Source organism: Enterobacter cloacae complex sp. HYC033_NIDB (assembly GCF_056673335.1).
Genome location: NZ_CP115126.1, coordinates 21595 through 48348, shown reverse-complemented (window position 1 = coordinate 48348; position 26754 = coordinate 21595). Strand labels below are relative to the sequence as shown.

Annotated in this window: 24 protein-coding genes and 1 pseudogene; 12 read left to right on the top strand and 13 right to left on the bottom strand. The window is 53.5% G+C overall.

The window, feature by feature from the left end:
- Window positions 1-302: 302 nt before the first annotated feature.
- Entirely contained in the window at window positions 303-599 is a 297-nt protein-coding gene (locus O1721_RS25690) for a helix-turn-helix transcriptional regulator (RefSeq protein WP_017384073.1), read from the bottom strand.
- 858 nt (window positions 600-1457) lie between these two features.
- On the opposite strand from O1721_RS25690, the gene O1721_RS25685 reads away from it, so the two are divergent.
- From O1721_RS25685 to O1721_RS25665, 5 genes and pseudogenes are all read left to right on the top strand, one after another.
- Window positions 1458-1946 carry a P-loop NTPase fold protein gene (locus O1721_RS25685; protein WP_023280967.1) on the top strand — a complete coding sequence of 163 codons (489 nt, stop codon included), beginning with the start codon at window positions 1458-1460 and terminating at the stop codon, window positions 1944-1946.
- A gap of 44 nt (window positions 1947-1990) precedes the next feature.
- A protein-coding gene (locus O1721_RS25680; RefSeq protein WP_087855188.1) for an IS3 family transposase occupies window positions 1991-3141 on the top strand; the annotation gives its coding sequence in 2 pieces (ribosomal slippage) (window positions 1991-2249 and window positions 2249-3141; 1152 coding nt in all).
- A 124-nt stretch (window positions 3142-3265) separates the two neighbouring features.
- Window positions 3266-5980 (top strand): P-loop NTPase fold protein, encoded by a 2715-nt coding sequence (locus O1721_RS25675; RefSeq protein WP_157843391.1) that lies wholly within the window; start codon window positions 3266-3268, stop codon window positions 5978-5980.
- 204 nt (window positions 5981-6184) lie between these two features.
- On the top strand, window positions 6185-6514 hold the full coding sequence (locus tag O1721_RS25670; protein ID WP_000140246.1) for a hypothetical protein: 330 nt from the start codon (window positions 6185-6187) through the stop codon (window positions 6512-6514).
- A gap of 114 nt (window positions 6515-6628) precedes the next feature.
- Window positions 6629-7639: pseudogene (locus O1721_RS25665) on the top strand (radical SAM protein); the annotation flags it as partial.
- An 86-nt stretch (window positions 7640-7725) separates the two neighbouring features.
- Here O1721_RS25665 and dkgA read toward each other — a convergent pair.
- Window positions 7726-8553 (bottom strand): 2,5-didehydrogluconate reductase DkgA, encoded by an 828-nt coding sequence (gene dkgA / locus O1721_RS25660; RefSeq protein ID WP_003862493.1) that lies wholly within the window; start codon window positions 8551-8553, stop codon window positions 7726-7728.
- A gap of 105 nt (window positions 8554-8658) precedes the next feature.
- The gene (gene yqhD, locus O1721_RS25655) at window positions 8659-9822 is read right to left on the bottom strand and encodes an alcohol dehydrogenase (protein ID WP_032649530.1); all 1164 of its coding nucleotides are present in this window, start codon (window positions 9820-9822) and stop codon (window positions 8659-8661) included.
- Window positions 9823-10017: 195 nt separating this feature from the next.
- On the opposite strand from yqhD, the gene O1721_RS25650 reads away from it, so the two are divergent.
- Complete coding sequence (locus tag O1721_RS25650) at window positions 10018-10917, top strand: AraC family transcriptional regulator (RefSeq protein WP_032649528.1); 900 nt, start codon at window positions 10018-10020, stop codon at window positions 10915-10917.
- Between the two features lie 45 nt (window positions 10918-10962).
- Here O1721_RS25650 and yghB read toward each other — a convergent pair whose 3' ends face one another.
- Window positions 10963-11622 carry a DedA family general envelope maintenance protein YghB gene (yghB, locus tag O1721_RS25645; RefSeq protein WP_479954017.1) on the bottom strand — a complete coding sequence of 220 codons (660 nt, stop codon included), beginning with the start codon at window positions 11620-11622 and terminating at the stop codon, window positions 10963-10965.
- Window positions 11623-11764: 142 nt separating this feature from the next.
- Entirely contained in the window at window positions 11765-12952 is a 1188-nt protein-coding gene (gene metC, locus O1721_RS25640; protein ID WP_032649526.1) for a cystathionine beta-lyase, read from the bottom strand.
- A 251-nt stretch (window positions 12953-13203) separates the two neighbouring features.
- On the opposite strand from metC, the gene exbB reads away from it, so the two are divergent.
- Window positions 13204-13935: a tol-pal system-associated acyl-CoA thioesterase gene (gene exbB, locus O1721_RS25635; RefSeq protein WP_003862482.1), complete on the top strand. Its 732-nt coding sequence runs from the start codon at window positions 13204-13206 to the stop codon at window positions 13933-13935.
- A 4-nt stretch (window positions 13936-13939) separates the two neighbouring features.
- Window positions 13940-14365 (top strand): TonB system transport protein ExbD, encoded by a 426-nt coding sequence (gene exbD, locus O1721_RS25630; protein ID WP_001251472.1) that lies wholly within the window; start codon window positions 13940-13942, stop codon window positions 14363-14365.
- Window positions 14366-14445: 80 nt separating this feature from the next.
- Here the strand turns inward: exbD and O1721_RS25625 are convergent, their stop codons facing one another.
- Complete coding sequence (locus O1721_RS25625) at window positions 14446-14871, bottom strand: hypothetical protein (RefSeq protein WP_017382748.1); 426 nt, start codon at window positions 14869-14871, stop codon at window positions 14446-14448.
- 1 nt (window position 14872) lies between these two features.
- Window positions 14873-15277: a hypothetical protein gene (locus O1721_RS25620; RefSeq protein WP_032649523.1), complete on the bottom strand. Its 405-nt coding sequence runs from the start codon at window positions 15275-15277 to the stop codon at window positions 14873-14875.
- Window positions 15278-15380: 103 nt separating this feature from the next.
- Between O1721_RS25620 and O1721_RS25615 the strand changes: the two genes are divergently transcribed.
- Together O1721_RS25615 and O1721_RS25610 are read left to right on the top strand one after the other, a co-directional pair.
- Complete coding sequence (locus tag O1721_RS25615; RefSeq protein WP_015571866.1) at window positions 15381-15884, top strand: ESA_00282 family adhesion-associated protein; 504 nt, start codon at window positions 15381-15383, stop codon at window positions 15882-15884.
- Window positions 15885-15927: 43 nt separating this feature from the next.
- Window positions 15928-16416, top strand: a complete 489-nt coding sequence (locus O1721_RS25610) for a TIGR00645 family protein (RefSeq protein WP_006811956.1) — start codon at window positions 15928-15930, stop codon at window positions 16414-16416.
- Between the two features lie 109 nt (window positions 16417-16525).
- Here the strand turns inward: O1721_RS25610 and O1721_RS25605 are convergent, their stop codons facing one another.
- Complete coding sequence (locus tag O1721_RS25605) at window positions 16526-17566, bottom strand: aldo/keto reductase (protein ID WP_032649519.1); 1041 nt, start codon at window positions 17564-17566, stop codon at window positions 16526-16528.
- Window positions 17567-17717: 151 nt separating this feature from the next.
- Here O1721_RS25605 and O1721_RS25600 point away from each other — a divergent pair, with 151 nt between their 5' ends.
- Window positions 17718-19265 (top strand): methyl-accepting chemotaxis protein, encoded by a 1548-nt coding sequence (locus tag O1721_RS25600; RefSeq protein WP_032649517.1) that lies wholly within the window; start codon window positions 17718-17720, stop codon window positions 19263-19265.
- A 2-nt stretch (window positions 19266-19267) separates the two neighbouring features.
- Here the strand turns inward: O1721_RS25600 and fucR are convergent, their stop codons facing one another.
- A complete protein-coding gene (gene fucR, locus O1721_RS25595; protein ID WP_032649514.1) occupies window positions 19268-20017 on the bottom strand; it encodes an L-fucose operon activator in 750 nt (249 codons plus the stop codon).
- 76 nt (window positions 20018-20093) lie between these two features.
- Window positions 20094-20960, bottom strand: coding sequence for a glutathione-dependent disulfide-bond oxidoreductase (gene yghU / locus O1721_RS25590; RefSeq protein WP_032649511.1), 867 nt, complete (start codon window positions 20958-20960; stop codon window positions 20094-20096).
- A 183-nt stretch (window positions 20961-21143) separates the two neighbouring features.
- Between yghU and gss the strand changes: the two genes are divergently transcribed.
- Complete coding sequence (gene gss / locus O1721_RS25585) at window positions 21144-23006, top strand: bifunctional glutathionylspermidine amidase/synthase (RefSeq protein WP_015571862.1); 1863 nt, start codon at window positions 21144-21146, stop codon at window positions 23004-23006.
- Window positions 23007-23058: 52 nt separating this feature from the next.
- Here gss and pgaD read toward each other — a convergent pair whose 3' ends face one another.
- From pgaD to pgaB, 3 genes are read right to left on the bottom strand one after another with little or no spacing between them, the layout of a single operon-like run.
- Window positions 23059-23493 (bottom strand): poly-beta-1,6-N-acetyl-D-glucosamine biosynthesis protein PgaD, encoded by a 435-nt coding sequence (pgaD, locus tag O1721_RS25580; protein WP_015571861.1) that lies wholly within the window; start codon window positions 23491-23493, stop codon window positions 23059-23061.
- On the bottom strand, window positions 23490-24821 hold the full coding sequence (gene pgaC / locus O1721_RS25575) for a poly-beta-1,6-N-acetyl-D-glucosamine synthase (RefSeq protein ID WP_015571860.1): 1332 nt from the start codon (window positions 24819-24821) through the stop codon (window positions 23490-23492). The genes pgaD and pgaC overlap by 4 nt, the downstream gene beginning before the upstream one ends.
- Window positions 24814-26751 (bottom strand): poly-beta-1,6-N-acetyl-D-glucosamine N-deacetylase PgaB, encoded by a 1938-nt coding sequence (gene pgaB / locus O1721_RS25570; RefSeq protein ID WP_032668621.1) that lies wholly within the window; start codon window positions 26749-26751, stop codon window positions 24814-24816. Before pgaB ends, pgaC begins: the two co-directional genes overlap by 8 nt.
- Between the last annotated feature and the right edge of the window lie 3 nt (window positions 26752-26754).

The following is a 26754-nucleotide window of genomic DNA, read 5'->3' as shown; positions in this document are numbered from 1 at the left end:
TTGCCATAACGCCATCGCAGGTTGCTTCAGTAAACCTGCTAATCCCGTACAATGGCGAATTCGCTATATCCGCTTCTCGCACTTAGCTGCCATAAATCGGCCAGGCAATCACAGGTCATTTCTGTCTCGCAAAGAAGGTGCCGTTTCTGCTTTGCGTTGACACCCCTAAATATTAGAATTAAAAGGAGAGAGTTACTGGAAAAAGGCAGCGGAGGCAGTGACAATCGTGGCTTGAAGCCACTACTCGATGGATGCGGACATGTAGTTGGCGTCATTCGACAAAACTAGCAAACTTCTAATAGTCACCATTTCTCCCGTCTGGCGGGAGTGCTGTCAAATGCCCCCCTCATCTCTGTGTGGGAAATGAAGGGTGAAGGGGAAATAGATGACAGCGTTATTTCTACGCCCAGAATACTGAATACCTTGTACAGACGATCAATACTGGCGCTAGCAGGGTTTGCTTCCAGGCGGGCATAGGTTTGCTGCGTTACGCCAAGCCTCTCAGACACATCTTTTTGCGTGAAGCCCTTGATTTTGCGAAACCCGATTAGCACAGGTCTGAGCTGGTTCAGCGTTTTTATCGGGAACTGATTATTCATAAGTGACCTGCCTCGCAGACTGAGTAGGGAGTACCGCCCTGTAATACAGCAGGTAAGGTGTATTTTGTGTTATACAGACTATAGGCTGTAAAACCTTTATTGAAAAGATGCTGATGTTCCAGGGGCATGCCGAGCATGGACGATTTTCTGCGGGGCGGTATTTCGCTACGGGGGAGATTGCGTTCGGGCAATGTACCGGTGTAAAAAACGTCAATTTTTCAAAACCGCTGTTATCGGGATAAGCTGAAAACTCCGAAGGCAGACACAGCCACGAATAATGTCAGACTTAAACTCTGTAGCTGTCTTCTTTTGCCTGTAAATAACGTCTAGTTTGACTCTGATGAAGGCTGTACCAGGCAGAGAACATGTCACTCTCGGGGCCGGATGATAAAATGTGTTCAACTGGCTGGGCAGGGTAATAGCGAAGAACGTTCTCTGAAATTCGATTCAGCTCAGCGTAACGTGCGCTGTAGGTATGTATAATCCATTGCATCAATTTTGCATCCGTATTATTCGCAGATTACACACAAGAAGCTTAACAATGGCTGAAAGAGTGAGCAGGGATATGTAACAAAAACAAGGGCTTCAAGATGAACTGGATAAAACCGGAGCAGAGCAAGCCCTGTTCCGGTTTGTCAGGCTTTGGAATTTCTTCCAGGCCCCTGCAGCTAGTCACAACAAACACATTAATGTTTTCATTGCTTCAATTCAATATTATTGTGTGAAAGGGATTCCATCGAAATCGGCTTATGCATGCTTAAAACTAAACTGCCCCGGCTGCAGTCATTTGGTTGCTGTGGGCTCTGTACTGTGTCTAATAGTGAAAGAATCTTACGTTATAACGAAGGAAATTGCTGAATGACTCTACGATTGCAGACGGAATCACCCGCTGACCAGGATATGTTTAGAGGCAGCAGTCATGAAAAAGTTGCAGAGAATGTGGCTCAGATCATCAGGACACCTGATGTCAATATTATTGGTCTGGAAGGTGAGCTGGGTTCAGGTAAGTCAACAATATTGAAGTTCCTGCAGAAAAAGCTTAAAGATGATTTTACGTTCATTAACTTTGATGCAGAACGTTACCATCATGGCTCAACTAAAAAAGCGCTTATCGATGTCATCCACCACGGGGTCAGCCTACAATGTCCGGGCTCCCGGGATGTGTTGGATAAGTATAAAAATCTGGCTCTGGGTAACATCGTTGAATACGACAAGAGGGTCAGCAGCAGGCTAAGCTGGTTGACCGTCGTTTTTATTTTACTGTCATTGCTTTCCGTGCAGATGCTTCGTTATGTGCTAACAGACCTTAATCAATATTTTACTAACAATGATCTTACCCACGAATAGTGGACACACGACTAAGTGAGTAAACTCTTAACCAGAGGTGACTCATGACAAAACCAGCATCAACCAGTAAGAAGCCCCGCAAACAGTACACGCCTGAATTCCGCAACGAAGCCCTGAAGCTTGCGGAACGTATCGGTGTTGCTGCCGCTGCCCGGGAACTCAGCCTGTACGAATCCCAGCTCTACGCATGGCGCAGTAAGATTAACAATGCCCGCAGCTCTTCCGAACGTGAGCAGGAAATGTCCGTTGAAATTGCCCGTCTTAAGCGCCAACTGGCGGAACAGGCAGAGGAGCTGGCCATTCTCCAAAAGGCCGCGACATACTTCGCGAAGCGCCTGAAATGAAGTATGTCTTTATTGAAAAACATCGGGCTGAGTTCAGCGTCAAAGCCATATGCCGGGTACTGCGGGTCGCCCGTAGCGGCTGGTATGCGTGGCGTCTGCGTCGTCAGCAGATAACACCACGTCAGCAGTTCCGGCTCGTCTGTGATACTGCTGTCCGTCAGGCATTCACTGAGGCAAAACAGCGTTATGGTGCGCCTCGTCTCGCTGACGAACTGCCTGAGTACAACGTCAAAACCATTGCCGCCAGCCTGCGGCGTCAGGGGCTTCGCGCAAAAGCGGCCCGGAAGTTCAGCCCGGTCCGATACCGCGAACATGGCCTGCCGGTGTCTGAAAATCTGCTGAAACAGGATTTTTACGCGAGTGGCCCGAATCAGAAGTGGGCGGGTGACATCACGTACTTGCGCACGGACGAAGGCTGGTTGTACCTGGCGGTGGTCATTGACCTGTGGTCCCGTGCTGTCATCGGCTGGTCGATGTCGTCGCGGATGACAGCGCAGCTGGCCTGCGATGCGCTACAGATGGCACTCTGGCGACGTAAGCGCCCGGAAAATGTCATCGTGCATACGGACAGAGGCGGGCAGTACTGTTCGGCAGACTATCTGGCGTTACTGAAGCGGCATAATCTGCACGGTAGCATGAGTGCCAAAGGATGTTGTTACGACAATGCCTGCGCGGAAAGCTTCTTCCACTCGCTGAAGGTGGAATGTATCCACGGGGAACGCCTTATCAGCCGGGAAATCATGCGGATGACGGTGTTTAATTATATCGAGTGTGATTACAATCGGTGGCGCCGACACAGTGCCTGTGGCGGACTCAGTCCCGAACAATTTGAAAACCAGAACCTCGCTTAGGGCCGTGTCCACATTACGTGGGTAGGATCACAAGGAGTCATTATTAGGGTGGCTTTTTTATGTTGAGGTGGCCGCGTTTCTTTCTCCTGCCATTATGGTCGCAGGACTGGCATGCCTGCAGAACATGGAATGGTACAGAAAGAAAGGGTATTCGAGTATTGGTGATTTGTTCAAACGCAACAGTACTGACAGGATTGAAGAGACTTGGCTAGTTAATAAGGAGGTCGGAGCTATTGAGCTGGCTGAAGCTCTGCAGGGATTTACCTCCAAAGAGGTCATTTCCCATGGAGATCGCTTCATCCTTATCATTGATAATCTGGACCGAATCAGTGCAGACAAAGTGAAAGAGCTCTGGAGTGATATGGAGCTTATTGCCGGAGCCACTCATGAACACTTCAGGATAGTGGTGCCCTATTCGGCAAGACAGGTTTCAGCCTCACTTTCTGTGGCGGGTTTCAGCGGGCGTGAGTTTATTGCAAAGCGGATTCCTGTAAGTTTTCAGGTTCCTCCTCTTATTTCGGCAGGATGGCAGGAAGCGTTAAGGCAGTACTGGAAAGAAACAGTAAATGAGGATGCAGGGATAGCGTGCCGGGAAGCAACGGTGTTGCTTGAGCGCTGGAAACCCTCTGAGTATCCTCGTATCACACCGCGATTAATGAAGAAGTTTGTTAATGATATTCATATTCTGAACCTTACCGTTCCTGCAACAGAAGATCATCGCCATATTCTTATTGCTCTCTACTTACTGGTGGTCAGATACGGGGAGCGAGATATTAAAGTATTACTTCGCGATCCCAAAGCTAGTCAGACCGAACCCGGTATTGCTCCGGATGATTTTGACGAGATGCTCTCGCTAACTTATCAACAAATATCCCGAATTTTTAATAACGATACAGAAAGATGGAGCGAATTTCTGATGAGCATCCACTATCAGTCCACGGTGGAGCTTGCCAGGAGCGAGTTGCTTGATACGCCTCTTAAAGACGCGATTGGTGCTATAAATATCCCACGGCTTGAAGAACTGACGGCCTTGTGGGGTTTCGCTGAAGCATGGCAGCGAGTGGCACCACATATTCAGATGCGAGACTGGCTGGTTTCTTATAGCCGGATGGATGAGAAGTGTCAGGCTCTCGCCGAACCGCAACTCAAAGTCGCAGTGCAAATGCTGAATCAGAGTTATGCTGTTTCACTCAGAGAAAAGAATGATGAAGGTTTCGTATTGAGTCTGCAGAAACTGATGGCTGACGGGCGGATAAGCCTAGAGCCTTTCGTCGAAAGGCAAATATCGTTTATTGTGAGTAAACTTGATGAAATTCAGGATTCAGAAAAATTGGAGGCTGAATCCACGCAGACGTTGCTGCAGGAAGCTGATTCATACTCTGTTCTGGCCGGTGAATCACTACTGAATAAAATGGAGAATTTTGTAGATGGCGTATTTTATGTGGAATACCTTGTCAATAATGAAGAGACCTTGTCAAACCTGAAAATTGGCACACTAGATATCGGAAATCACGGTCGGGAGGAGATGTTACGCTATGGAGCTGAGCAACCTCAGATAGACCTTTTTAATCCGGGAATTATCCGGCATATCAATATTGCATCGAAGGCGGTACAGAACGTAATTGGAAAGAATGATGGTACAGGTGGGGCTCAGGTTAGCTCTGCAATAATGACGCTTAAAAATCGTCAGGTTGTTGAGGACGTTATCCATTTCAGAAAAATTGTTCTGAGCCCGGACTGGAATAATAATGTTTTAAATCAATATTATCTTAATAATACGGCGACGAGGAATCTCTTCCCTGCGGAATTTGCTGCACAGGCTGTTGCTCACATGGTGCTCCATGGTAACTATGCCGGTATCGAGTCGTACAGTGAACATATTGGTGAGGAACGGTTTGACCTGGCTTTGGCTGCATATCTTCGTTATCTACGTACTGCCGAGAGTATCTTTATAGCACTTAAGGATAAAAATGTTCTGCCGTACATCAAAAATGCTGTTGGCAGGATTGTTGATTTAGGTCTTCTGGTGAATATACCTGTCCTGAGCTTTGTTAAAGGTCAGTATGACGTCATCAAAGAAGCTACAAATGCAACCTCTCTTTTAATATTTGTGCGAGAGCGTCAAAAAGCACTGTCAGAGAAAATAATTGAGTCTGATGTGAATGCTATGGGTCCAGTATTTCTCCATGACGTATATCAGTCAGGTGAGCAGTTTGATATTTTGAAGAAAAAGCTGAACGCCCTGGCATGTGGAGTATTTAGTTCTTCTGAAAGGCTTATTGAGTGTTTTACGGTTCTTCCTGTGAACATGCGCTTTATCCTTGAACAAATGCAACTTCAGGGGCAGCATATCCGGATGGAAGGTAGTGTGGGTATCTTTGCATCATGGTTCCGTGATGCAGAGCCAGACGTTGTCACAAATGCCGAGAACATTCATTTCCTGTGGTCTTGCCTCGACGATACCCAGAGAGAGACTGTACTTGATGAGTTGCACGATGTCTTACTTGAAAGACATATTCGTATTGACAGCCGTATTGCGATTATTACCCGTTTTCATAATGAGTTGTCGTTTATTGAACCTGAGAAGGCCGTTGAACGCAGGGCTATTGCGGCGCTGTTTAGCGCTTCTGTTGATAATGTATTATTGTCTCAATGGCTTGACCGTCAGACGTTTTCATTTTCATCATGGTCTCCGGAGGACGCCCGTACGGCAACGAGTTGTATAATGAATAACTCGGAGATTTTTCCTCTCATCTGCAGGAATTCACAGTATATTAAAAACAGAATGTTACCAGAGAAAGCGGACGTTACAGAAGATAGTGATACGTTTCCGGACTGAGTTCGTTCTTTAAATCCTATACCTGAAGACCACAGCGGTGGTCTTTGGGAGTTTTTTTATTGCCTGATATACATTAAGCATGTTATATCTTGCTAAGAAATAATCATTCAGGGATTAATCATAACTACTGAAGTTATGTTGTGTTCTTTTCTTTTAAAAATAAATTATTCAGATTTATTTTCTATTGATTTAATGAGGTAGGGAATGACAGAAAGTGCTTTGCTTTTGCGAGAGGCATTTAATGAATCGGTTAACTATATGACATGGTCTTTTTATTCACTGATAACTGCTTACGTTTCGATGGCTTTTTATGATAGAGTTGAGGTTAAGACCCGAATAAATAATTATCTGAATAAGTTACTTTTCGTGATTGCTATGTCCGTTTTTATCCCAAATATGTACTTTGTTTCAATGGTGTTCAGTCAGAAGTTAGGCACCGCAGCTGGCGTTGCGTCATTCATTATTGGGCTACTTTTCATGATGTTAAACTCGGCGCCTGTAATTACTGGTATCGTACAGCAGCGCAAAGATTGAGTTTTATGAGTATAGTCAGTTGGGTTTTCATCTGTTTTATCAGACTTAGAAAAATGAAATCTTTCAATTCATTGATTTTAAACGCAAAAAAATTTCTAAATGATCAGAATTATAGGGTGCTCGCTCTGTTCGATCACTGAACATGAAGGCCGTATTATTCAGAGCCGTTCCGAAGAGTCGATTGTTAACGAGATCGAAGCGATTCGCGACACGGTGCCGGGCTTTACCGGCGTGATCTCCGATCTGGGTGGTCCAACGGCCAACATGTATATGCTGCGCTGTAAATCGCCGCGCGCCGAGCAGACCTGCCGTCGTCTCTCCTGCGTCTATCCGAGCATTTGCGAGCATATGGACACCAACCACGAGCCGACGATCAACCTCTACCGTCGCGCCCGTGACCTGAAAGGCATCAAGAAGATCCTGATCGCCTCCGGCGTGCGTTACGACATTGCGGTGGAAGATCCGCGCTACATCAAAGAGCTGGCGACGCACCACGTTGGCGGTTATCTGAAGATCGCCCCGGAGCACACCGAAGAAGGCCCGCTGTCCAAAATGATGAAGCCAGGCATGGGCAGCTATGACCGCTTTAAACAGCTGTTTGATACCTATTCAAAACAGGCGGGGAAAGAGCAGTATCTGATCCCATACTTCATCTCCGCACACCCCGGCACCCGTGATGAAGACATGGTGAATCTGGCGCTGTGGCTGAAGCAGCGTCGATTCCGTCTGGATCAGGTGCAGAACTTCTATCCGTCGCCGCTCGCCAACTCGACGACCATGTATTACACCGGCAAAAACCCGCTGAGTAAGATTGGTTATAAGAGCGAAGACGTGGTGGTGCCGAAAGGGGATAAACAGCGCCGTCTGCATAAAGCGCTGCTGCGTTATCACGATCCGAAGAACTGGCCGCTGATCCGTCAGGCGCTGGAAGAGATGGGGAAAAAGCACCTGATCGGCTCGCGTCGTGATTGCCTGGTGCCAGCGCCAACGCTGGAAGAGATGCGCGAAGCGCGCCGCCAGAACCGCAACACGCGCCCGGCGCTGACCAAGCACACGTCTATTGCGCATCAGCGTTCGAACGGTGTTGCGGGAACGAAGAAGAACGTAAAACGTAAGACCGGTTAAACCTGTAACAATGCCCGGTGGCGCTGCGCTTACCGGGCCTACAGGTCTAACCCTCTCCCCTCCGGGGAGAGGGCAGGGTGAGGGGATCACCCGCCAAACTGATCCGGGTCCGGCCCAAGCCGTTTGCCCTGATCCAGCTTCGCAATTTCACCCAGCTCGTCTTTATCCAGGCGGAAATCCCAGACGTCGAAGTTCTCGGCGATACGCGATGGCGTGACCGATTTCGGGATCACCACCAGACCGCTATCCAGATGCCAGCGAATGACGATCTGCGCCGGGGTTTTACCGTACTTATCCGCCAGTTCACGGATGATTTTCTGGTCAAACACCCCTTCGCCGCCCTGGGCCAGCGGGCTCCAGGATTCGGTCTGGATCTTGTGCGTGGCGTTCCATGAATGAAGCTGGCGCTGCTGCATAAGCGGATGCAGCTCAATCTGGTTAATCACCGGCGCGACGCCCGTTTCATCAATCAGGCGTTGCAGATGATGAACCTGGAAATTACAGACGCCGATGCTTTTTATCAGCCCCTCTTTTTGCAGTTCAATCATCCCCTTCCAGGCATCAACGTAATGGTCGATAGCCGGTACCGGCCAGTGCATGAGATAAAGATCGACGAAATCGAGCTGGAGTTTCTCCAGACTCTCCTGCAACGCTTCGCGGGGACGCTTTTGATCGTCGTTCCACAGCTTGGTGGTGATGAAAAGCTCATCCCGGGGAACGCCAGCGCTGGCAAGCGCTTTTCCCACGCCGTCCTCGTTTTTATAGGCGGCGGCGGTATCGATGGACCGATAGCCGACTTCCAGGGCTTTATGAATGGCGGAGACGACCTCGTCGTTACCGGCTTTCCATACACCTAGCCCCAGCTGGGGCATCACGTTGCCGTCCTGTAGCTTGATTACGGTTTGGTTTGCCATTTTTCCTCCTTCAGGTGCTCATCGCCGGAGGGAACCTCCGACGATGTGATGTGCATTAAGTCTGGACGAAATGTCAAAAAACGAAAGTCAGGATCCTAAAAACGCTTAGCGTGCCGCTTCGTAAATACGACGGCTGACGTCAAGGGTGATGTCGCCATGCTCGCCGATCTGCGTCATACCGTGTGCTTCCAGTTTCGCCAGCAGGGCAGGGATGGAGCTGCCGTCCAGGCCGTAGCCAGAGAGACGCGTTGGCACGCCCAGGCTTTCAAAGAAGTGACGGGTGGCTTCAATCGCGGCATCGATACGCGCATCGTCGGAACCGTCGGTGATGTTCCACACGCGTTCGGCGTACTGGAGCAGTTTGGCGCGTTTAGCGTCACGTTTTTCGTTCCACAGCGCAGGCAGAACCACCGCCAGCGTCTGGGCGTGATCCAGGCCGTGCATCGCCGTCAGCTCGTGGCCGAGCATATGGGTAGCCCAGTCCTGCGGCACGCCTGCGCCGATCAGGCCGTTCAGCGCCTGGGTGGCAGCCCACATCACGTTGGCACGCACGTCGTAATTTTCAGGCTCTTTCAGCGCTTTTGGACCTTCTTCAATCAGCGTCAGCAGAATGCCTTCCGCGAAACGATCCTGAATTTTGGCGTTTACCGGGTAAGTAACGTACTGCTCAACGGTGTGAACAAAGGCGTCGACCACGCCGTTCGCCACCTGACGCGCAGGCAGGGTATAGGTGTAAACCGGATCGAGGATCGCGAACACGGGCTGAACGTGTTCGTTCATAAAGGCCTGCTTGTCACCGGTGGTTTTACGAGAGATGACCGCGCCTTTGTTGGACTCTGATCCGGTGGCCGGCAGCGTCAGCACGGAGCCCATCGGGATCGCACTGCTGATGTCGCTGCCGCCCGTTTCCAGAATATGCCACGGGTCGATGTCGTCAGCGTAATGGGCCGCCGCCGCGATGAATTTGGTGCCGTCCAGCACGGAGCCGCCGCCCACCGCCAGCAGGAAGGTGATTTGCTCATCACGGGCGATTTTCACCGCGTTCATCAGCGTTTCATAAGACGGGTTAGGCTCGATACCGCCGAACTCGCGCACGTCCAGACCTTCCAGAGCGCTGTACACCTGATCCAGTACGCCGGTTTTTTTCACGCTGCCGCCGCCGTAGGTAATCAGGACGCGGGCGTCCGTCGGGATTTGCGCGCGCAGGTCGGCGATGGCGTCTTTACCAAACAGAATGCGGGTTGGGGTATGAAGATTAAAGTTGTTCATGGCTTGTTCCCTGTAGTGGGTAAAAAATCGTGGTGGCGCAGAAGGCAACCTGATGCTGCTCATTGTGGCGGGCAGGCGCTATCCTCTCAATGCACATTCCTGCCGATGTCTTGCCCATTTCTACAGCGCGCTGGAGAAACGGTAAGAAAATGCGCACACTGTCAGCGTCGGAAACCGTACCCGGAGTAACTGAAAATGAACCGTGATGCCATCTGCCGCCAGCTAACGTCGCAGATTAAAAGACTGATAGATAACGGAAATGATTCGGCTGAGCTGCTGCCGGATATCCGATTGCTGTACGGTACCCAGCCCGGGACGCGCACCCCGGTGATGTATCAGCCCGGCATCGTGTTTCTCTTTTCTGGCCATAAGATTGGCTATATCAATGAGCGCGAGTTCCGTTACGACACCAATGAATATCTGCTTCTGACAGTACCTTTACCCTTCGAATGTGAAACTTTCGCGACAGAGGAGGTACCGCTCGCCGGAATCCGCGTCAACGTCGACATCCTCCAGTTGCAGGAGCTGCTGATGGAGATTGGGGAGGACGAACTTTTCCGGCCGTCAATGGCGGCAAGCGGTATCAACTCCGCGACCCTGTCGGAGGAAATTCTCTGCGCGATTGAACGCCTGTTAGACGTGATGGAAAGGCCGCTGGATGCGCGTATTCTCGGAAAACAGATTATCCGCGAAATTCTTTACCATGTGCTGCTGGGACCGGGCGGCGGGGCGCTGCTGGCGCTGGTAAGCCGGCAAACGCACTTCAGCCTGATTAGCCGCGTGCTGAAGCGCATCGAGAGCCAGTACACGGAAAACCTCAGCGTTGACCAGCTGGCGGCGGAAGCCAATATGAGCGTCTCGGCGTTTCACCATAACTTTAAATCTGTCACCAGCACGTCACCGTTGCAGTACCTCAAAACCTACCGTCTGCATAAGGCGCGGATGCTGATGATCCACGATGGCATGAAGGCCAGCGCCGCGGCGATGCGGGTCGGGTATGAAAGCGCGTCGCAGTTTAGTCGGGAGTTTAAGCGTTACTTCGGCGTCACGCCGGGGGAAGATGCGTCACGTATAAGAACCATGCAGGGAGCCTGAGGGGAAACGGAGGCCGGGTAAGCGGTAGCGCCACCCGGCTTTTATTTATGCGCTGCAATACTTTTTCTTAATCACCACCGCAATGGTACCCACCAGCCCTGCAACCAGCAGGAAAATCGGCAGGATCATCAGGAAGGTCATCACCTGGTCTTCATGGCGCTTAACAAAGGGGATCATATTCAGCGCGTAGCCGAGCGTGGTGACCACGCCTACCCAGAGCAGGGCGCTCAGCCAGTTGAAGAACTGGAAGCGGCGGTTAGAGAGGCCTGAGATACCCGCCATGGTAGGCAACAGGGTACGAACAAACGCCAGAAAACGCCCGGCAAGTAACGCCAGCAGGCCGTGACGGTCAAACATGCAGGTCGCGCGCTGGTGATATTTATGCGGCAGCTGCGCCAGCCAGCCTTTCACCACGCGAGTGTTTCCAAGCCAGCGCTCTTGCAGGTAGCTCAGCCAACAGCCGAGACTGGCCGCAGAGGTGAGGATCACCATTGTCGGTGCGAAGTCCATCACGCCCTTGCCGATTAACGCCCCTGCGAGCAGGAGCAGGCTGTCACCGGGTAAAAATGAGGCTGGCAGTAATCCATTTTCCAGAAACAGCGTCGCGAACATCACGAAATAGACAATCCCGACGACATGCGGGTCCGCCAGCGCGGCAAAATCGTGTTGCCAGAGCGCCGTGATGATATTTTGAATAACAGCCATGGACTTTCCTGTGGAACAGCAGATATAACGCTATTGTACTCCCAATTTTGCCTGTCGGGGTTGATCGCAGGCGCATCTCATACAGACTTTTCTGCTTGCGGTGTTCAGAATAGCGTCCGGGGAGTACATTTCAGCCAGCACTTTACACGATGCGCTCAAATCCTGCCGATAAATCCGCAATTAAATCGTCCACATTTTCCAGCCCGATATGCAGGCGGATTAAGGTCCCCTCGAAGTCCACCTCGCCGCCCGGGCGCAGGGCCGCAATCTGCTCCGGCTGGTTGGGCAGGATCAGCGATTCAAACCCACCCCATGAATAGGCCATGCTGAAGAGGGTAAAGTTATCCAGATAGCTTGCCAGTTCGGCGTCATTCAGGCGCTTTTTAAGAACAAATGAGAACAACCCGCTGCTGCCCGTAAAGTCACGTTGCCAGTATTCGTGGCCCTTGCTGCCCGGCAGCGCCGGATGGTTAACGCGCTCCACCTGCGGATGCAGCGCCAGCCACTGTGCAATTTGCAGGCTGCTTTCGTGATGCTGACGCAAACGCACGCCGAGCGTACGGATGCCCCGGCTGGTCATGTAGGCGGTATCGGCATCCACCATCTGGCCCATCAGGTAGGCGTTTTCACGCAATTGATCCCAGCAGCGGGCGTTAGACACCGCCGTACCGATCATGCCGTCGGAATGGCCAATCAGGTATTTCGTTGCCGCCTGAATGGAGATATCAATATCGAACTCCAGCGCCTTAAACAGCACGCCCGCCGCCCAGGTGTTGTCGATCATGATGATCGCCTCCGGCGCTTTGCTGCGCACGGCCTTCACGATGGCAGGGACGTCATGCACTTCCATGGTGATTGAGCCGGGAGATTCCAGGAACACGATGCGCGTGTTCGGCTGAATAAGTTCGGCAATACCTTCACCGATGAGCGGGTCGAACCAGCCGGTGGTCACGCCAAGCTTGCTGAGGATCCGGGTGCAGAAGTCCTGGCTTGGCTCGTAGGCGGTGTTGGTCATCAGGATATGGTCGCCCTGTTCGACAAACGCCAGAATGGTATTGGCCACAGCCGCCGCGCCGCATGGGAACAGCGCACAGCCCGCGCCGCCTTCCAGCTCGCACATGGCTTCCTGTAGTGAAAAATGGGTTAGCGTGCCGCGACGACCGTAAAACAGCCCGCCTTTGGCGCGATTACGCGTGGCGATTTTTTTCTCCTCCACCGTATCGAATACCAGCGAGGAGGCCCGTTGAATCACGCTGTTGACCGATCCCTGGGTATATTGCTTGCTGCGTCCGGCCTGCACCAGCGTGGTATCAAGATGCTTCTTTGTCATGTTCGCCAATCCTGTTTTTATACGTCTGGACGTCCAGACTACCACGATTGTCAGAATGTGCATCCGGATGCTTATCGAATAAGCAGAAAATATTATCAAAAATTCGCATAAGAAATTTTTACTGCGTAAGCGCAAGGAAAGTGAGCGAAAATTACGGCACTATGTAAATACTAATGAGAACTACTATCAATTCGACGACGTTTTGATATTATTACGTTCAGATTTTGTGATTTGCGTCCTGGAGATACAGAGTGGGTAATAATTTGATGCAGACGGATCTCTCCGTTTGGGGCATGTATCAACATGCTGACATCGTAGTTAAGATTGTGATGATCGGCCTGATTCTGGCGTCCGTGATCACCTGGGCTATCTTCTTCAGCAAGAGCGCCGAACTTCTTTCACAAAAACGCCGCCTCAAGCGTGAGCAGAAGCAGCTGGCGGAAGCCCGCTCTCTGGATCAGGCTTCTGATATCACCTCATCCTTCCATGCGAAAAGCCTGACTACCCTGTTAGTGAACGAAGCGCAGAACGAGCTGGAACTCTCCGCAGGCAGTGAAGATAACGAAGGCATTAAAGAGCGTACCGGCTTCCGTCTGGAGCGTCGCGTTGCGGCCGTGGGTCGTCATATGGGCCGCGGTAACGGCTACCTGGCGACTATCGGCGCCATCTCCCCGTTCGTCGGCCTGTTCGGTACCGTCTGGGGCATCATGAACAGCTTTATCGGTATCGCCCAGACGCAGACCACTAACCTTGCGGTCGTCGCGCCGGGTATCGCAGAAGCGCTGCTGGCCACGGCTATCGGTCTGGTTGCCGCTATCCCGGCGGTTGTTATCTATAACATCTTCGCGCGCATGATTGGCAGTTACAAAGCCACACTGGGTGACGTTGCCGCGCAGGTTCTGCTGCTGCAAAGCCGCGATCTGGACCTGAACGCCAGCGCCGTTAAACCGGTACATGCGGCGTCCAAACTGCGCGTAGGTTGATTGTATGGCAATGCGTCTTAATGAAAATCTGGACGATAACGGTGAAATGCATGAGATCAACGTGACGCCGTTTATCGACGTCATGCTGGTTCTGCTGATTATCTTTATGGTTGCCGCACCGCTGGCGACGGTGGACGTGAAGGTGAATCTGCCTGCGTCCTCCAGCCAGCCGCAGCCGCGTCCGGAAAAACCTATTTACCTGTCCGTGAAGGCCGATAAGTCCATGTTCCTGGGCAACGATCCGGTAACGGATGCCTCGGTTATTCCGGCGCTGGACCAGCTGACCGGCGGCAAGAAAGACACCACCGTCTTCTTCCGCGCGGATAAAACCGTCGATTATGAAACCATGATGAAGGTAATGGACACGCTGCATCAGGCGGGATACCTGAAGATTGGTCTGGTCGGCGAAGAGAAAGCGGCCGCGAAGTAAAACGAAAGCTTTTGCCGCCTTCCCTGCCGGGTGGCGGCGTCGCCTTACCCGGCCTGCATTCCGCAACAATCATTGTTGACTCACACTGAAGGCGCCGTCGGCGCCTCTTCATCAAGCGCTACACAGGTCACGTTTGAAGTTCGGTAATGACCTTCCGAGAGTTTACGGGTCAGGCGCAGGGTGGCTGTCTCGCGTGCCAGCAGGTACTGATAGTTCGCCTCCAGTCGCCCGAGGATCTTCTCTTTAAGCTCAGGGCGCTGTTCAATAATGGCGTTCATCACCGCGCCGTAAATCTCCTCCTTGGCCTGCAAGGCGTAAATCTCCCGACGATTCTGCCATTTCAGGCGCACCAGCGTGGCCGGAATCGAAACCAAATCCTGCGTAATTCGCGTCATCTCGTCATTTTTTATCTTTTTCAGGGCGTCGAGATTCTGCTTTAAGATAAATTCATCGCTTTTCTTATCATCTAAAGTCAAATAAACGTTATTACCGCTGTCATCATTCACGTTAATCTTCCCCTAGGTTATAAAAAATGGGATTGTTTTTTTCACGCGTAATTAAATTAAGCCAAATTTCATTGCCGGCCTCATTTATTTGCTGCGTTTTCTCGGTCATTATTTGACTTAGCGTCTGGGCATCTATTTCCCCTTCGGCCTGTAAATCATTTAGTAGATGAACTAAGGCTTCAATCTTGATGGCGCGAAATAAACGCTCTTTTAAATGGCGATCGTGCTCTTCCAGCACCATATTACGGGATTTGCCGGTGCGTGAAACACCAATTAATATGTCGGCTTCATAGTCGGAGAGTTTTCTTTTTCCTTGAGTGAAATTCGCCTCTTTATCTGCTTCCGTCGAAGGCTGTTCCACAGGCGTAATGTGGTACTTTGCCGGGACAAGATTGTCGGGCAGCATTTTAATTTCCTTTAATTTCAAAAAAGGTGGGGGTGGAAAAAGGGTGAGATTCGTTGACAATAACATGAGGCAATTTTAAAATCAAAAAAAATGGAGCCTACCCATGAACAGCATTTTCTTTACGGTCATAACGTTACTATTACTGACCGCTGGCGTGCTTTTATTGATGCAAGCGTTAAATAAAACGAAAGCGTCAAAAGACGCCAGTGAACCGCCGCAGCCTGAATTGATGTCGAAAGAGGAGGGGGAAGATCATTTCTCCGTATTGATGAACGCCGTGACGCCGGTCTGGTACTGGCGGGTAAATCACGAATATATCGATTTTCTCCATGCGACAATTAAGCGAATGAAAATGGCTGAAATTAATGATACGCCCGGCCTGTTCGACGCGCAGCGCCGTTGTAGCGACCTTAATTCGGCGGTTTATAAATATTACGACAATATCAAAAAGCGCTGTCTGAATGGCGAGAAGGTGTCGTACTCCGATTTAGACGTATTAAATCTGCGCCAGTGTTTTCGCGAGTTTAGCCTGGAAGCCTACCCGGAACTGGTCGCGCTGGTCTGGCCGGAGTATGCGCGTCCGGATGTGGATCCCAACGAGGTATAGTTGAGATATACTGAGCGCTGGTTTCGTTTGCAGACAGGATTTTATGGAACGCTTCTTTGAAAACGCAATGTATGCCTCTCGCTGGCTGCTCGCACCCGTCTATTTTGGTCTCTCCCTGGCGTTGGTCGCCCTGACGATCAAGTTCTTCCAGGAGATATTTCACGTCCTGCCAAACATTTTCTCCGTGGCAGAAGCCGATTTGATTCTGGTTCTGCTGTCGCTGGTGGATATGACGCTGGTGGGGGGGTTACTGGTGATGGTGATGTTCTCCGGTTATGAGAATTTCGTCTCTCAGCTTGATATCGCCGAGCACAAAGAAAAGCTCAACTGGCTGGGAAAAATGGATGCCTCATCGCTGAAGAATAAAGTCGCGGCGTCGATTGTGGCGATTTCGTCTATACACCTGTTACGCGTCTTTATGGACGCGAAAAACGTCCCGGATAATAAGCTGATGTGGTATGTGATTATCCACCTGACGTTTGTGCTGTCGGCGTTTGTGATGGGGTATCTGGATAAGATCAGTAAGAAATAAATCCACCACGCCCCTCACCCTGCCCTCTCCCCAGAGGGGAGAGGGTGTTCATGTTCCCTCTCCCCTCTGGGGAGAGGGTTAGGGTGAGGGGCGAAAGCATCGGACTGCACTATTTATCCGACGACGCCTGCCACAAATTCAGCTCACCATCCGCAACGTGCTGGTCAATCCGCGTCAGTTCATCTTCGCTAAAGCGCAGGTTATTCAGCGCCTGAACGTTCTCTTCCAGCTGCTCCGGGCGGCTCGCGCCAATCAGCACCGACGTTACACGCTCATCTTTCAACAGCCAGCTTAGCGCCATCTGCGCCATCGTCTGCCCGCGCGCGTGCGCCATCTCGTTCAGCAAACGAAGGCTGCTCAGGTTGGCTTCCGTCAGCATTTTCTCCGTCAGGCCGCGCACTTTTTTCCCTTCGCGTTGCATACGTGAACCGTCCGGAATACCGTTCAGGTATTTTCCGGTGAGCAGGCCCTGTGCCAGCGGGGTAAAGGCGATACAGCCCGTTCCGTTTTTCTCCAGCGCGTCCAGCAGGCCGGTCTTGTCGACCCAGCGGTTAAGCAGGTTGTAAGACGGCTGGTGGATCAAAAGCGGGATCTTCCACTCGCGCAGCAATTCGGCCATTACCGCCGTGCGTTCCGTGGAGTAGGACGAAATGCCGACGTACAGCGCTTTTCCGCTCTGCACCGCGTGCGCCAGCGCGGAGGCGGTCTCTTCCATCGGCGTGTTTTCGTCTACGCGGTGAGAATAGAAAATATCCACATACTCCACACCCATGCGTTTCAGGCTCTGGTCGAGGCTGGCGAGCAGGTATTTACGTGAACCGCCCGAACCATACGGCCCTGGCCACATGTCGTAGCCCGCTTTGGTGGAGATGATCAGCTCGTCACGATACCCGGCAAAATCCTCCCGCAGCAGACGGCCAAAATTCTCTTCAGCGCTGCCCGGTGGGGGGCCGTAGTTGTTGGCAAGGTCAAAGTGGGTAATACCGAGATCGAAGGCCTTACGCAGCAGCGCGCGCTGGGAATCGAGCGGCTGAACGTGACCGAAGCTGTGCCACAGGCCTAGCGACAGTGCCGGTAAGCGCAGGCCGCTTTTGCCGCAGTATCGGTACTGCATGTTTTCGTATCGGCCGGTGTAAGGGTGCCAGGACATGATGTCTCCTTTCTTGTCGGTGAATTTTCGAAACAACGTTTTCATTCTATGCCGACTCGATAACAAAAAAGTATATTTTCTGCGGTATCTGCCGATAAAGAGGGTAGTACTCGCCTCTGGGCGAATTCACCCTCACGGCAAGGAATACTCAATGAAGATGCTTCGTAATTTCACCATCCGTTTCGTCATGCTGACGATACTGGGGATCTTTTGTGTCATGTGGGCAGGCGTGGGGCTTTACAGCACCTGGTCTCTGTCTCGTGTTTCTGATGGTAATGATGTTGACCGCCAGCTGGTCCGGCAAATGACGGTGCTGAGCCAGGGCAACGATCAGTACTTCCGTTTCGTCACCCGCCTGAGCCGGGCGATGGAAGTTAAAGCGGCGGGCGGCACGCCGGACCTGGCTCCTGCTCAGCAGGCGCTGGATAACATGAGTAAAAAGCTGGCAGAGATGAAAGCTATCTCTCCGGGCCCGATGGATGAAAAGGTGTCTGCGCAGGTGATTTCCACCTGGCAGGCGCTGCTCGATCGTGGCGTGACGCCGCAGATGGCGCAGGCGAAGCAGGCGACGCTCGAAGGCTATCGTCAGCATGCCAACAACGTCACGCCGCCGCTAAGCCGTGCATTCGGGGCAGCGGCTGAGAACTTTAACAACACCGCGGCGAAGGCGCTCGACAGCACGCGCGTGGTGGTCGACGGCCTCACCAGCATGACCCGGACGGTGATTATCACCGCCACGATCGTGGGTCTGTTGATCCTGCTGTTCACCGACCGCTACCTGGTGGCGATACTGGTAAAACCGCTGGATCGTATCCGTCAGCAGTTCCGTCAGATTGCGCAGGGCGATCTCAGCCAGCCGATTGAATCCTTTGGCCGCAACTGCGTGGGGCAACTGGTGCCGCTGCTGAGCGCCATGCAGGACAGCCTGCGGGAAGCGGTCAGCACGATTCGTTCCGGCAGCGAGAATATCTGGCGCGGGGCAACGGAGATCTCCAGCGGGAATAACGATCTCTCTTCGCGTACCGAAGAGCAGGCCGCCGCGCTGGAAGAGACCGCGGCCAGCATGGAGCAGCTAACCGCAACGGTGAAGCTGAACGCCGAAAGCGCGCGCCAGGCCAGCCAGCTTGCGGATGTCGCCTCCAGTACGGCCAGCCGCGGCGGCTCGCTGGTGGAAGATGTGGTCACAACCATGAGCGGCATTTCGGACAGCTCGAAAAAAATCGCTGAAATCACTACCGTCATCAACAGCATCGCCTTCCAGACCAATATTCTGGCGCTGAACGCCGCGGTGGAAGCGGCCCGGGCCGGGGAGCAGGGGCGGGGCTTTGCGGTCGTGGCGGGTGAGGTGCGTAATCTGGCCAGCCGCAGCGCGAATGCGGCAAAAGAGATCGAAGGGCTGATTGCAGATTCCGTTGCCCGCGTGGAGCAGGGGGCGCAGCTGGTGAACGATACCGGCACCACGATGGAAGCGATCCTGCGCGACGTGACGGAAGTGACCGTCATTATGAAGCAGATCGCCACCGCGTCAGAGGAGCAGAGCAAAGGTATTTCTCAGGTCGGCGTTGCCATCACGCAGATGGACGGCGTGACCCAGCAGAACGCCTCGCTGGTGGAGCAGGTTTCCGCCGCCGCCGCCGCACTTGAACGGCAGACCGAAGAACTCCAGCGCTCAGTGCAGAAATTCCGTCTCACCGCGTAACCTCATCGTGTCAGGCCGTCTCTGGCGGCCTGACGTTTATCGCTCTGAATAATCTGTGTCACCTGCGACAGCTGACCAATTTTCACTTCACTTGCCCGCATAAATTTACTTTTGTCGATCAGCAGCAGCGACTGGCTGGCGCGGTTTAACAGCAGCGCCTTAAAGCCCGCGTTGTGCTCGGACGGATCCCAAAGGACGCCATGCTCATCGACCCCTTCACACGAGAAGATGAACAGATCGATCTCCAGCCCTTTTAGCTGCGTCACCAGCGCCGGATTAACATAGCAGCGATACTTACGCTCAAGCGTTCCGCCGGAGCAGATAAGCGTGATCCGCTCGCGCTTTGCCATCTCGTGGCAGATAGGCAGACTATTGGTAAATACGGTGAGGTCGATGTCCGGCAACTGGCGCGCCAGATGAAAGCAGGTTGAGCTGGCGTCGAGGGCGATGGTCATCCCTTCGCTGATCCAGCCCAGCGCGTGGCGGGCAATATCGGCTTTGTCGGCATAATGGCTTTTCAGGCGTGCGCCAAAGGGTTCACCGCTGTCGCGGCTGTCCGGGTGAATCAGACGCGCGCGCCCGTGCTGGCGCAGAAGCTTCCCCTGCTGCTGCAACGACTTCAGATCCCGGCGGATGGTCTCTTTGCTGACGGAGAGCTTTTCAGCCAGCACATCGGTAGTCAGCCAGTCGCTTTTACTCAGCAAGGTGATAAGGCTCTGCTGTCGGGTCGCTTTTAGCGTCTGGTCTGACATACGAGGCTCCTTGCTCACGCGTGCTGACGCATTTTTCTCATCGCGGAAGAAGGGCGGCGAACCGCCCGGTCATGGATCAACCCTGACGTTTATCTTCCGTCTGGGTATCGAAGTCGCTTGCTGAATGACGCTCATGTAACTGCTCGTTCAGCTCGCCGTTGGTACGGTTAACAATGCGCCCGCGTTTAACAGCCGGACGATTCGCCACATCTTTTGCCCAGCGCTGCACGTTGGTGTACTTCCCGGCATCCAGGAACTCGGCGGCGTTATACACGCTGCCCAGCGCCACGCAGCCAAACCATGGCCAGACTGCCATATCCGCAATGGTATATTCCTCACCCGCTACGTAACGACCGCGCGCCAACTGTTTTTCCAGCACGTCGAACAGGCGTTTAGCTTCCATGGTGAAGCGATCGATAGCGTACTCAATCTTCACTGGTGCGTAGTTATAGAAGTGGCCAAAACCGCCGCCGAGGAACGGGGCCGCGCCCTGTAACCAGAACAGCCAGTTCAGGGTTTCCGTTCGTCCTGCCGGATCTTTTGGCAGGAAGTGACCAAATTTCTCGGCCAGGTAGAGCAGGATATTGCCGGATTCAAAGACGCGCGTCGGCGGGGTGGTGGAGTGGTCACGCAGGGCCGGGATCTTCGAGTTCGGGTTCACGTCGACAAAACCGCTGGAGAACTGATCGCCCTCACCAATGCGGATTAACCATGCGTCGTATTCCGCGCCCGTCACGCCCAGCGCCAGCAGCTCTTCCAGCATGATGGTAACTTTCTGTCCATTCGGCGTACCGAGAGAGTACAGCTGGAGCGGGTGCGCGCCCACAGGTAGCTCTTTCTCGTGCGTCGCGCCCGAGACGGGACGGTTGATATTGGCGAACGCGCCGCCGTTATTCTGTTTCCATTCCCACACTTTCGGTGGCTGATAGGTGTTATCTGACATGTTGGCCTGCCTTTTTGGTGTTGTGTTGAGGCAGTGTAGCAGGAGATGCAGGAACCGTTTAACGATGCGAGCGTAATGGGCAGGGCGGGTGTATGATAACGCCACCTCTGTCAGTTAATTACAACGTGCAGACGACGACAACCCAACAAAAAAATTGCCGCCTGCCTGTTTTAGGTTGGACACATGCGTAAAGGAACGTTAAGCAGTGACGCACCCTTCGGGACGTTATTAGGTTATGCGCCGGGTGGCGTGGCGATTTACTCTTCAAATTACGGCAGTCTCGATCCGCGTCACTACCCGGAAGACGCGGAATTCCGCAGCTATATCGGCAACGAATACATGGGCCATAAATGGCAGTGCGTTGAGTTTGCGCGCCGTTTCCTGTTTCTCAATCACGGGTTTGTTTTTACCGACGTCGGGATGGCGTGGGAGATCTTCTCCCTGCGTTTTTTGCGCCAGGTGGTAAACGACAATATTCTGCCGCTACAGGCCTTTGCCAATGGCTCAAAACGCGCGCCGCAGGCCGGTGCGCTGCTCATCTGGCAAAAGGGCGGTGAGTTTCATGAAACCGGCCACGTCGCCGTTATTACCCAGCTGCTGGATGACAGAGTGCGCATTGCCGAGCAGAACGTTATTCACTCCCCGCTGCCGATGGGGCAGCAGTGGACGCGCGAGCTGCGTCTGAGCGTGGAGGACGGTTGCTATACGCTTCATGACACGTTCAACGATACCGAGATCCTCGGCTGGATGATCCAGACGGAGGAGACGGAACACAGTATTCCTCAGCCGGAGATCGACGGTGAACTGCTGAAAATCAGCGGCGCGCGATTGAAGAACAACCGTCAGTTCGACGGAAAATGGCTCAATGAAAACGACGCCCTGCAACAGGCGTACGTTCGCGCCAATGGCCACGTTATCAACAACGATCCCTGCCAGTACTTCACCATTACCGAAAGCGCCGAGCAGGAGCTGATCAAAGCCACCAACGAACTGCATCTGATGTACCTTCATGCCACCGACAAGGTGCTGAAAGACGACAGCTTACTCGCGCTTTTCGACATCCCGAAAATTCTCTGGCCGCGTCTGCGCCTCTCCTGGCAGTGGCGTCGTCACCATATGATCACCGGTCGTATGGATTTCTGCATGGATGAACGCGGCATCAAGGTTTACGAGTACAACGCGGATTCCGCCTCCTGCCATACCGAGGGCGGGCTCATTCTTGAAGAGTGGGTGAAAAACGGCTATCGCGGCACCGGCCACAATCCGGCGGAAGGGCTGCTGGAGGAGCTGACCGGCGCATGGAAGCACAGCCACGCGCGGCCGTTTGTCCATATCATGCAGGACAACGATATCGAAGAGGATTACCACGCGCTCTTTATTCAGCGCTCGCTGATCCAGGCCGGGTTTGAAACCAAAATCCTGCACGGACTGGGGGCGCTGAGCTGGGATGCCGCCGGGCAACTGATTGATGATGAAGGCCGTCACGTCAACTGCGTATGGAAAACCTGGGCGTGGGAAACGGCGATTGAGCAGATCCGCGAGGTGAGCGAAACCGAGTACGCCGCCGTGCCTATCCGCACCGGTCACCCGCAAGGTGAAGTGCGCCTGATTGACGTCCTGCTGCGCCCGGAAGTGCTGGTCTTTGAACCGCTGTGGACGGTGATCCCAGGTAACAAGGCGATCCTGCCGGTGCTGTGGCAGCTGTTCCCGAACCACCGTTACCTGCTGGATACCGATTTTGAGGTCAACGATCTGCTCAAACGGACCGGTTATGCCGTTAAACCGATCGCCGGACGCTGCGGGAGCAATATCGATCTGATCGGCGCCCAGGACGAACTGCTGGACCAGTCCAGCGGCAAGTTTGTTGACCGCAAAAATATCTACCAGCAGCTATGGTGCCTGCCGAAGGTTGACGGCAGATACATTCAGGTCTGCACTTTTACCGTGGGCGGGAACTATGGCGGAACCTGTCTGCGCGGGGATGACTCGCTGGTGGTGAAGAAAGAGAGCGATATTGAACCGCTGATTGTGGTGAAAGATAAATAGCGTCTCCCTGTTATAAAAACGCCCCCGCAGGGCATGTTGCGGGGGCGTTTCATTACTGCTCTTCCTCTTCCTGCTGCTCGCTGATCTTCAAATCAATGATCCGGCCAATCTGGTCATGGTAAACCGTCAGCAGGTTGTACTGGCTCATCTCGGACATAATTTGCGGCGTGACGTTAAAACTTTGGGCAAGCTCGTCATGGCGCAACATTTCCGGATGACGCCGCCTCACATGCGCGCGGCGGCGATTGTACTGATACCACAGGATCAGCAGCCAGCCGTTGAACGCGGCAATCAGCAGATAGACCAGCACCGTATTAAAAGAGGCGATAATCACGCTCCAGCGGTGATCGCCCTCCTCGGTTAACTGCATCCACAGCCTGGCGTAAAGGAAAAACAGGAATCCTCCCCAGGCTATCAGCGTTAATGCGGCATCGAAAAGACGCGGTGCCAGCCGATGTTCAGTCAAAATTAACGTATTCTCGTTCATTGAATGCTCCCTTTACCCCGGTCCGGACTGATCCAGCGCGCGCGGGCGCGTTTACGTTTAAGCATGACTTTCGGAAATGCCACAAGGGTGGTAAACAGGCCAATCATCCAGTACACCATCGGGAACCAGATTACCCAGAACAGCGAGCCTGCCACTTTCCGCTCGTAGCGCCGCTCGATATACAAACTGACGAGGAATTGCAGCAGGCACATCACGCCCAGCAGCAGCCCGGTAAACGCCGGTGGAAACAGGCTCGCAACGGCCAGGTTCGCGGGAAGAGGGATAATATGGCTGAGAATGAACAACACCACGGTCGCCCCATAGGCAAACGCCCACAGCGTTGATAGCGCGTACTCAAGAAACAGGGGCCACATGCGATGATGCTCCCAGCGGGCCATCTTGCGCAGGTTAACCAGAAACACCTCTGCACCCCCCTGCGCCCAGCGCAGACGCTGTTTCCACAGCCCCTTTAGCGTCTCCGGCATCAGGATCCAGCACAGTGCCCGCGGCTCGAAAAAGATATCCCAGTGGCGAAGCTGAAGCTTCCAGCTTATGTCGATATCCTCTGTGATCATGTCCGGGCTCCAGTACCCGACATCCGCCAGCGCCTGTCGGCGAAAGGCGGCGATGACGCCGGAGACGGTAAAGACCCGGCCATAGATCCGCTGCGTTCGCTTGATAAGGCCAATAATGGAAGAAAACTCGCCCACCTGAATGCGGCCAATCAGCGTTGAGCGCGTGCGAATACGCGGATTCCCGGTGACGGCCCCAACGTGGGGATACTGAATCAGCGGTGCCACCAGATACGCCGCGGTGTCGCGGTCGAGCAGGGCGTCGCCGTCAATGCAGACCAGCAAATCGCCCCGGGCCGCCGCAGCGCCGGCCTTGAGCGCCACGGCTTTCCCCTGGTTCTCCGCGAGATTAATCACCCGCAGGCGCGGTTGCTCTCGCGCCAGCTGTTGCAGTACCTCCGCCGTGTTATCAGAAGAACCGTCGTTGATGGCGATAACTTCCACATTCCAGTACCGCTGACCCAGCGCGGCGCTAATGGTCTCCCGTGCGTTGCGTTCCTCATTGAAGCAGGGAATAAGAATCGAGATTAACGGCTCACCGGCTAAGGCGGGGGCGGGTGTTGCGTTATCCCACGACCAGTGCCGTTCAAGCTGAAACCAGAAATAGAGGCCGCCGGTTACCCAGAGCACGGACATAAAAAGCGGCCAGAAAAAGACAAAGTCCAGAATCAGTTCGCCGGTAAACAGCGCGGCTACGCCTAACGGCAACCCGAATACCAGACACAAAATAGAGAAGGCGATAATGCGATCAGTCATTGTCAGGATACCAGTACGAAGAAAATTCAGGCCTGATACGCGAAATATCAGGTTGGTTGTTGAGGAAGTCGTCGGGGTAATAACCGTAATTTTTGATGCCGTTCAGCTGGAGCACCCGCATCCACTCCACCAGACGTTCATCGGCTACGGCACGCTGCGGTTTCTGCGCCCAGTCCCTGGCCTGTAGCTCAAAAATCGTTTTATTCAGCGCGCCGGGGCGTGCGGCGACGGCTTTGACTAAACGCGTCAGCCAGGCATTGCTCTCTTCTGCCGGGACGGACTCCATCAGCGGCATTGCCATCGGCACCGTCCAGTCGTAGGCCGCCAGAAAATCATCCATATTTTGCGCAAACCATGCCTCGCTTTCCGGCTCGAGAATGGGTAACACGAACATGTTCCGCGCGGTTTTGATCTGCGGGCCACGGATGTTTTTCACCGCCTGGCTCAGGGTGCGGGTAAAGCCGATAAGCCGCTGACTCTTCTGCCGGGTCGTGTCCTGTCCGGCATCGTCAACGTCCGTCAGCACCGCGTCGTCATGAAATAAGATGCCATTGAAGCTGGCATAGCGGGCCAGATCTTCATAGATCTCCGTTACCTGCTGGCGAACCTGCGGACTCCAGGGGGAGAGCCTGATATAGGGCTCGGCGGCCACGGTCAACGCTCCCGTTTGACGATCCCGGCGCTGCACGCGCGGCAAGGCTGGACTGAGATCGAAAGAGAGAACCGGCATCCACGCGAAGACTTTCACTCCCGCGCGGGTTTGTAGCTGCCAGGCGACAAAATTAAAGAGATCGGCCCGGACCGGGAGCCGACGGTTGGGGAAATAGAGCGCATCGATCCTGCCGTCGCCCCGCGGATCCGAAAACGCCTGGAGAAACACATGGCTGATTTTCATGTCGTAGACCCGCTGGACGAGTTTGTTGATGTTTTTCGTCTGCTGGGCCGGATCGGGATCGTAGACGTAATCGAGATCGACATGCATGACGCGCACCGGGTCAAACTCCTGAACGCGGCTAACCGTGTTGGCAAAGGTTTTTATCGACGGATTTCCAGCGATCAGCAGGCGCGGGATGTTGCCGAGGTCGCGCACGTTTCCCAGCCCGTCTTCCAGGGTAAAGGCCAACTGATAGCCCTGTTTCTGGGCGATAGCGAGCGACGTACCGTTGGCAGCCCCATAGGGCCACACCCAGGCACGCGGCGCTTTTCCCGTCACCTGGGTGATTTTATCGGTGACTTTGCGTACGTCTGCGGCGATCCGCTGGTTGAAGTGTTCATCGGTTTCGTAATGCCCCGTCGCGTTATCGAAAAAACGGTTGGCGATGGCGGGTTCACGGCTTCCCTGCGGGTTGGCCGGAATGCCGTAATGCGAGGCCCAGGTATGCGAGCCAATCTCAATCAGCGGGGACTGGCTGAGCTCGCGAACCATATCCCAGGTGGCAAAGCGATCGCGGGGCGTCATCAGACCGCCGAAGTTAACTTTTTGATTTGCCGGCGTATCCACCCAACTGCCCACCGGCGCCCACAGCGCAGGAACGTTCCAGGCCTGAAGCAGAGGCCAGACCCGGGTGTAAAAGCTGCTGTAGCCGTCGTCAAAGCTGAGCAAAACGGCTTTCGGCGGCAGCGCTTTTTTCCCTTCATGCGCATCCAGAATGTCCTGCACGCTGATGGCGTGATAGCCGTTGTGCAAAAGCCAGCTTATCTGCTCGTTTAACGCGCTGGTGCGAACGGAGAGGTAGCGCTGATCGGCGGCATCATCTTCAACGTCGTGGTAGGCCAGGACCAGAAACTGATTCTCGGGCCAGGGTTTGCTGGCCTCCAGCTGCGGCCTCTTTTCAGGGGCCATAAAGGAGAGCGGCTGCGCGCAGAGGCTCGCGCTGAGGCAGAGCCAGCCGATGACGATCAGGCTTACAGAAAAACGTGTGTTCAGCATATT

What these genes read in the sequence shown, in the direction of transcription:
- pgaD (WP_015571861.1), bottom strand. Translation starts at nt 23,493, where the DNA reads ATGAACGAGAATACGTTAATTTTGACTGAACATCGGCTGGCACCGCGT.
- O1721_RS25670 (WP_000140246.1), top strand. Translation starts at nt 6,185, where the DNA reads ATGACAGAAAGTGCTTTGCTTTTGCGAGAGGCATTTAATGAATCGGTT.
- exbD (WP_001251472.1), top strand. Translation starts at nt 13,940, where the DNA reads ATGGCAATGCGTCTTAATGAAAATCTGGACGATAACGGTGAAATGCAT.
- O1721_RS25690 (WP_017384073.1), bottom strand. Translation starts at nt 599, where the DNA reads ATGAATAATCAGTTCCCGATAAAAACGCTGAACCAGCTCAGACCTGTG.
- pgaB (WP_032668621.1), bottom strand. Translation starts at nt 26,751, where the DNA reads ATGCTGAACACACGTTTTTCTGTAAGCCTGATCGTCATCGGCTGGCTC.
- O1721_RS25605 (WP_032649519.1), bottom strand. Translation starts at nt 17,566, where the DNA reads ATGTCCTGGCACCCTTACACCGGCCGATACGAAAACATGCAGTACCGA.
- O1721_RS25650 (WP_032649528.1), top strand. Translation starts at nt 10,018, where the DNA reads ATGAACCGTGATGCCATCTGCCGCCAGCTAACGTCGCAGATTAAAAGA.
- gss (WP_015571862.1), top strand. Translation starts at nt 21,144, where the DNA reads ATGCGTAAAGGAACGTTAAGCAGTGACGCACCCTTCGGGACGTTATTA.
- metC (WP_032649526.1), bottom strand. Translation starts at nt 12,952, where the DNA reads ATGACAAAGAAGCATCTTGATACCACGCTGGTGCAGGCCGGACGCAGC.
- O1721_RS25610 (WP_006811956.1), top strand. Translation starts at nt 15,928, where the DNA reads ATGGAACGCTTCTTTGAAAACGCAATGTATGCCTCTCGCTGGCTGCTC.
- O1721_RS25600 (WP_032649517.1), top strand. Translation starts at nt 17,718, where the DNA reads ATGAAGATGCTTCGTAATTTCACCATCCGTTTCGTCATGCTGACGATA.
- pgaC (WP_015571860.1), bottom strand. Translation starts at nt 24,821, where the DNA reads ATGACTGATCGCATTATCGCCTTCTCTATTTTGTGTCTGGTATTCGGG.
- yghU (WP_032649511.1), bottom strand. Translation starts at nt 20,960, where the DNA reads ATGTCAGATAACACCTATCAGCCACCGAAAGTGTGGGAATGGAAACAG.
- O1721_RS25685 (WP_023280967.1), top strand. Translation starts at nt 1,458, where the DNA reads ATGACTCTACGATTGCAGACGGAATCACCCGCTGACCAGGATATGTTT.
- O1721_RS25675 (WP_157843391.1), top strand. Translation starts at nt 3,266, where the DNA reads ATGGAATGGTACAGAAAGAAAGGGTATTCGAGTATTGGTGATTTGTTC.
- fucR (WP_032649514.1), bottom strand. Translation starts at nt 20,017, where the DNA reads ATGTCAGACCAGACGCTAAAAGCGACCCGACAGCAGAGCCTTATCACC.
- O1721_RS25620 (WP_032649523.1), bottom strand. Translation starts at nt 15,277, where the DNA reads ATGCTGCCCGACAATCTTGTCCCGGCAAAGTACCACATTACGCCTGTG.
- O1721_RS25615 (WP_015571866.1), top strand. Translation starts at nt 15,381, where the DNA reads ATGAACAGCATTTTCTTTACGGTCATAACGTTACTATTACTGACCGCT.
- yghB (WP_479954017.1), bottom strand. Translation starts at nt 11,622, where the DNA reads ATGGCTGTTATTCAAAATATCATCACGGCGCTCTGGCAACACGATTTT.
- yqhD (WP_032649530.1), bottom strand. Translation starts at nt 9,822, where the DNA reads ATGAACAACTTTAATCTTCATACCCCAACCCGCATTCTGTTTGGTAAA.
- dkgA (WP_003862493.1), bottom strand. Translation starts at nt 8,553, where the DNA reads ATGGCAAACCAAACCGTAATCAAGCTACAGGACGGCAACGTGATGCCC.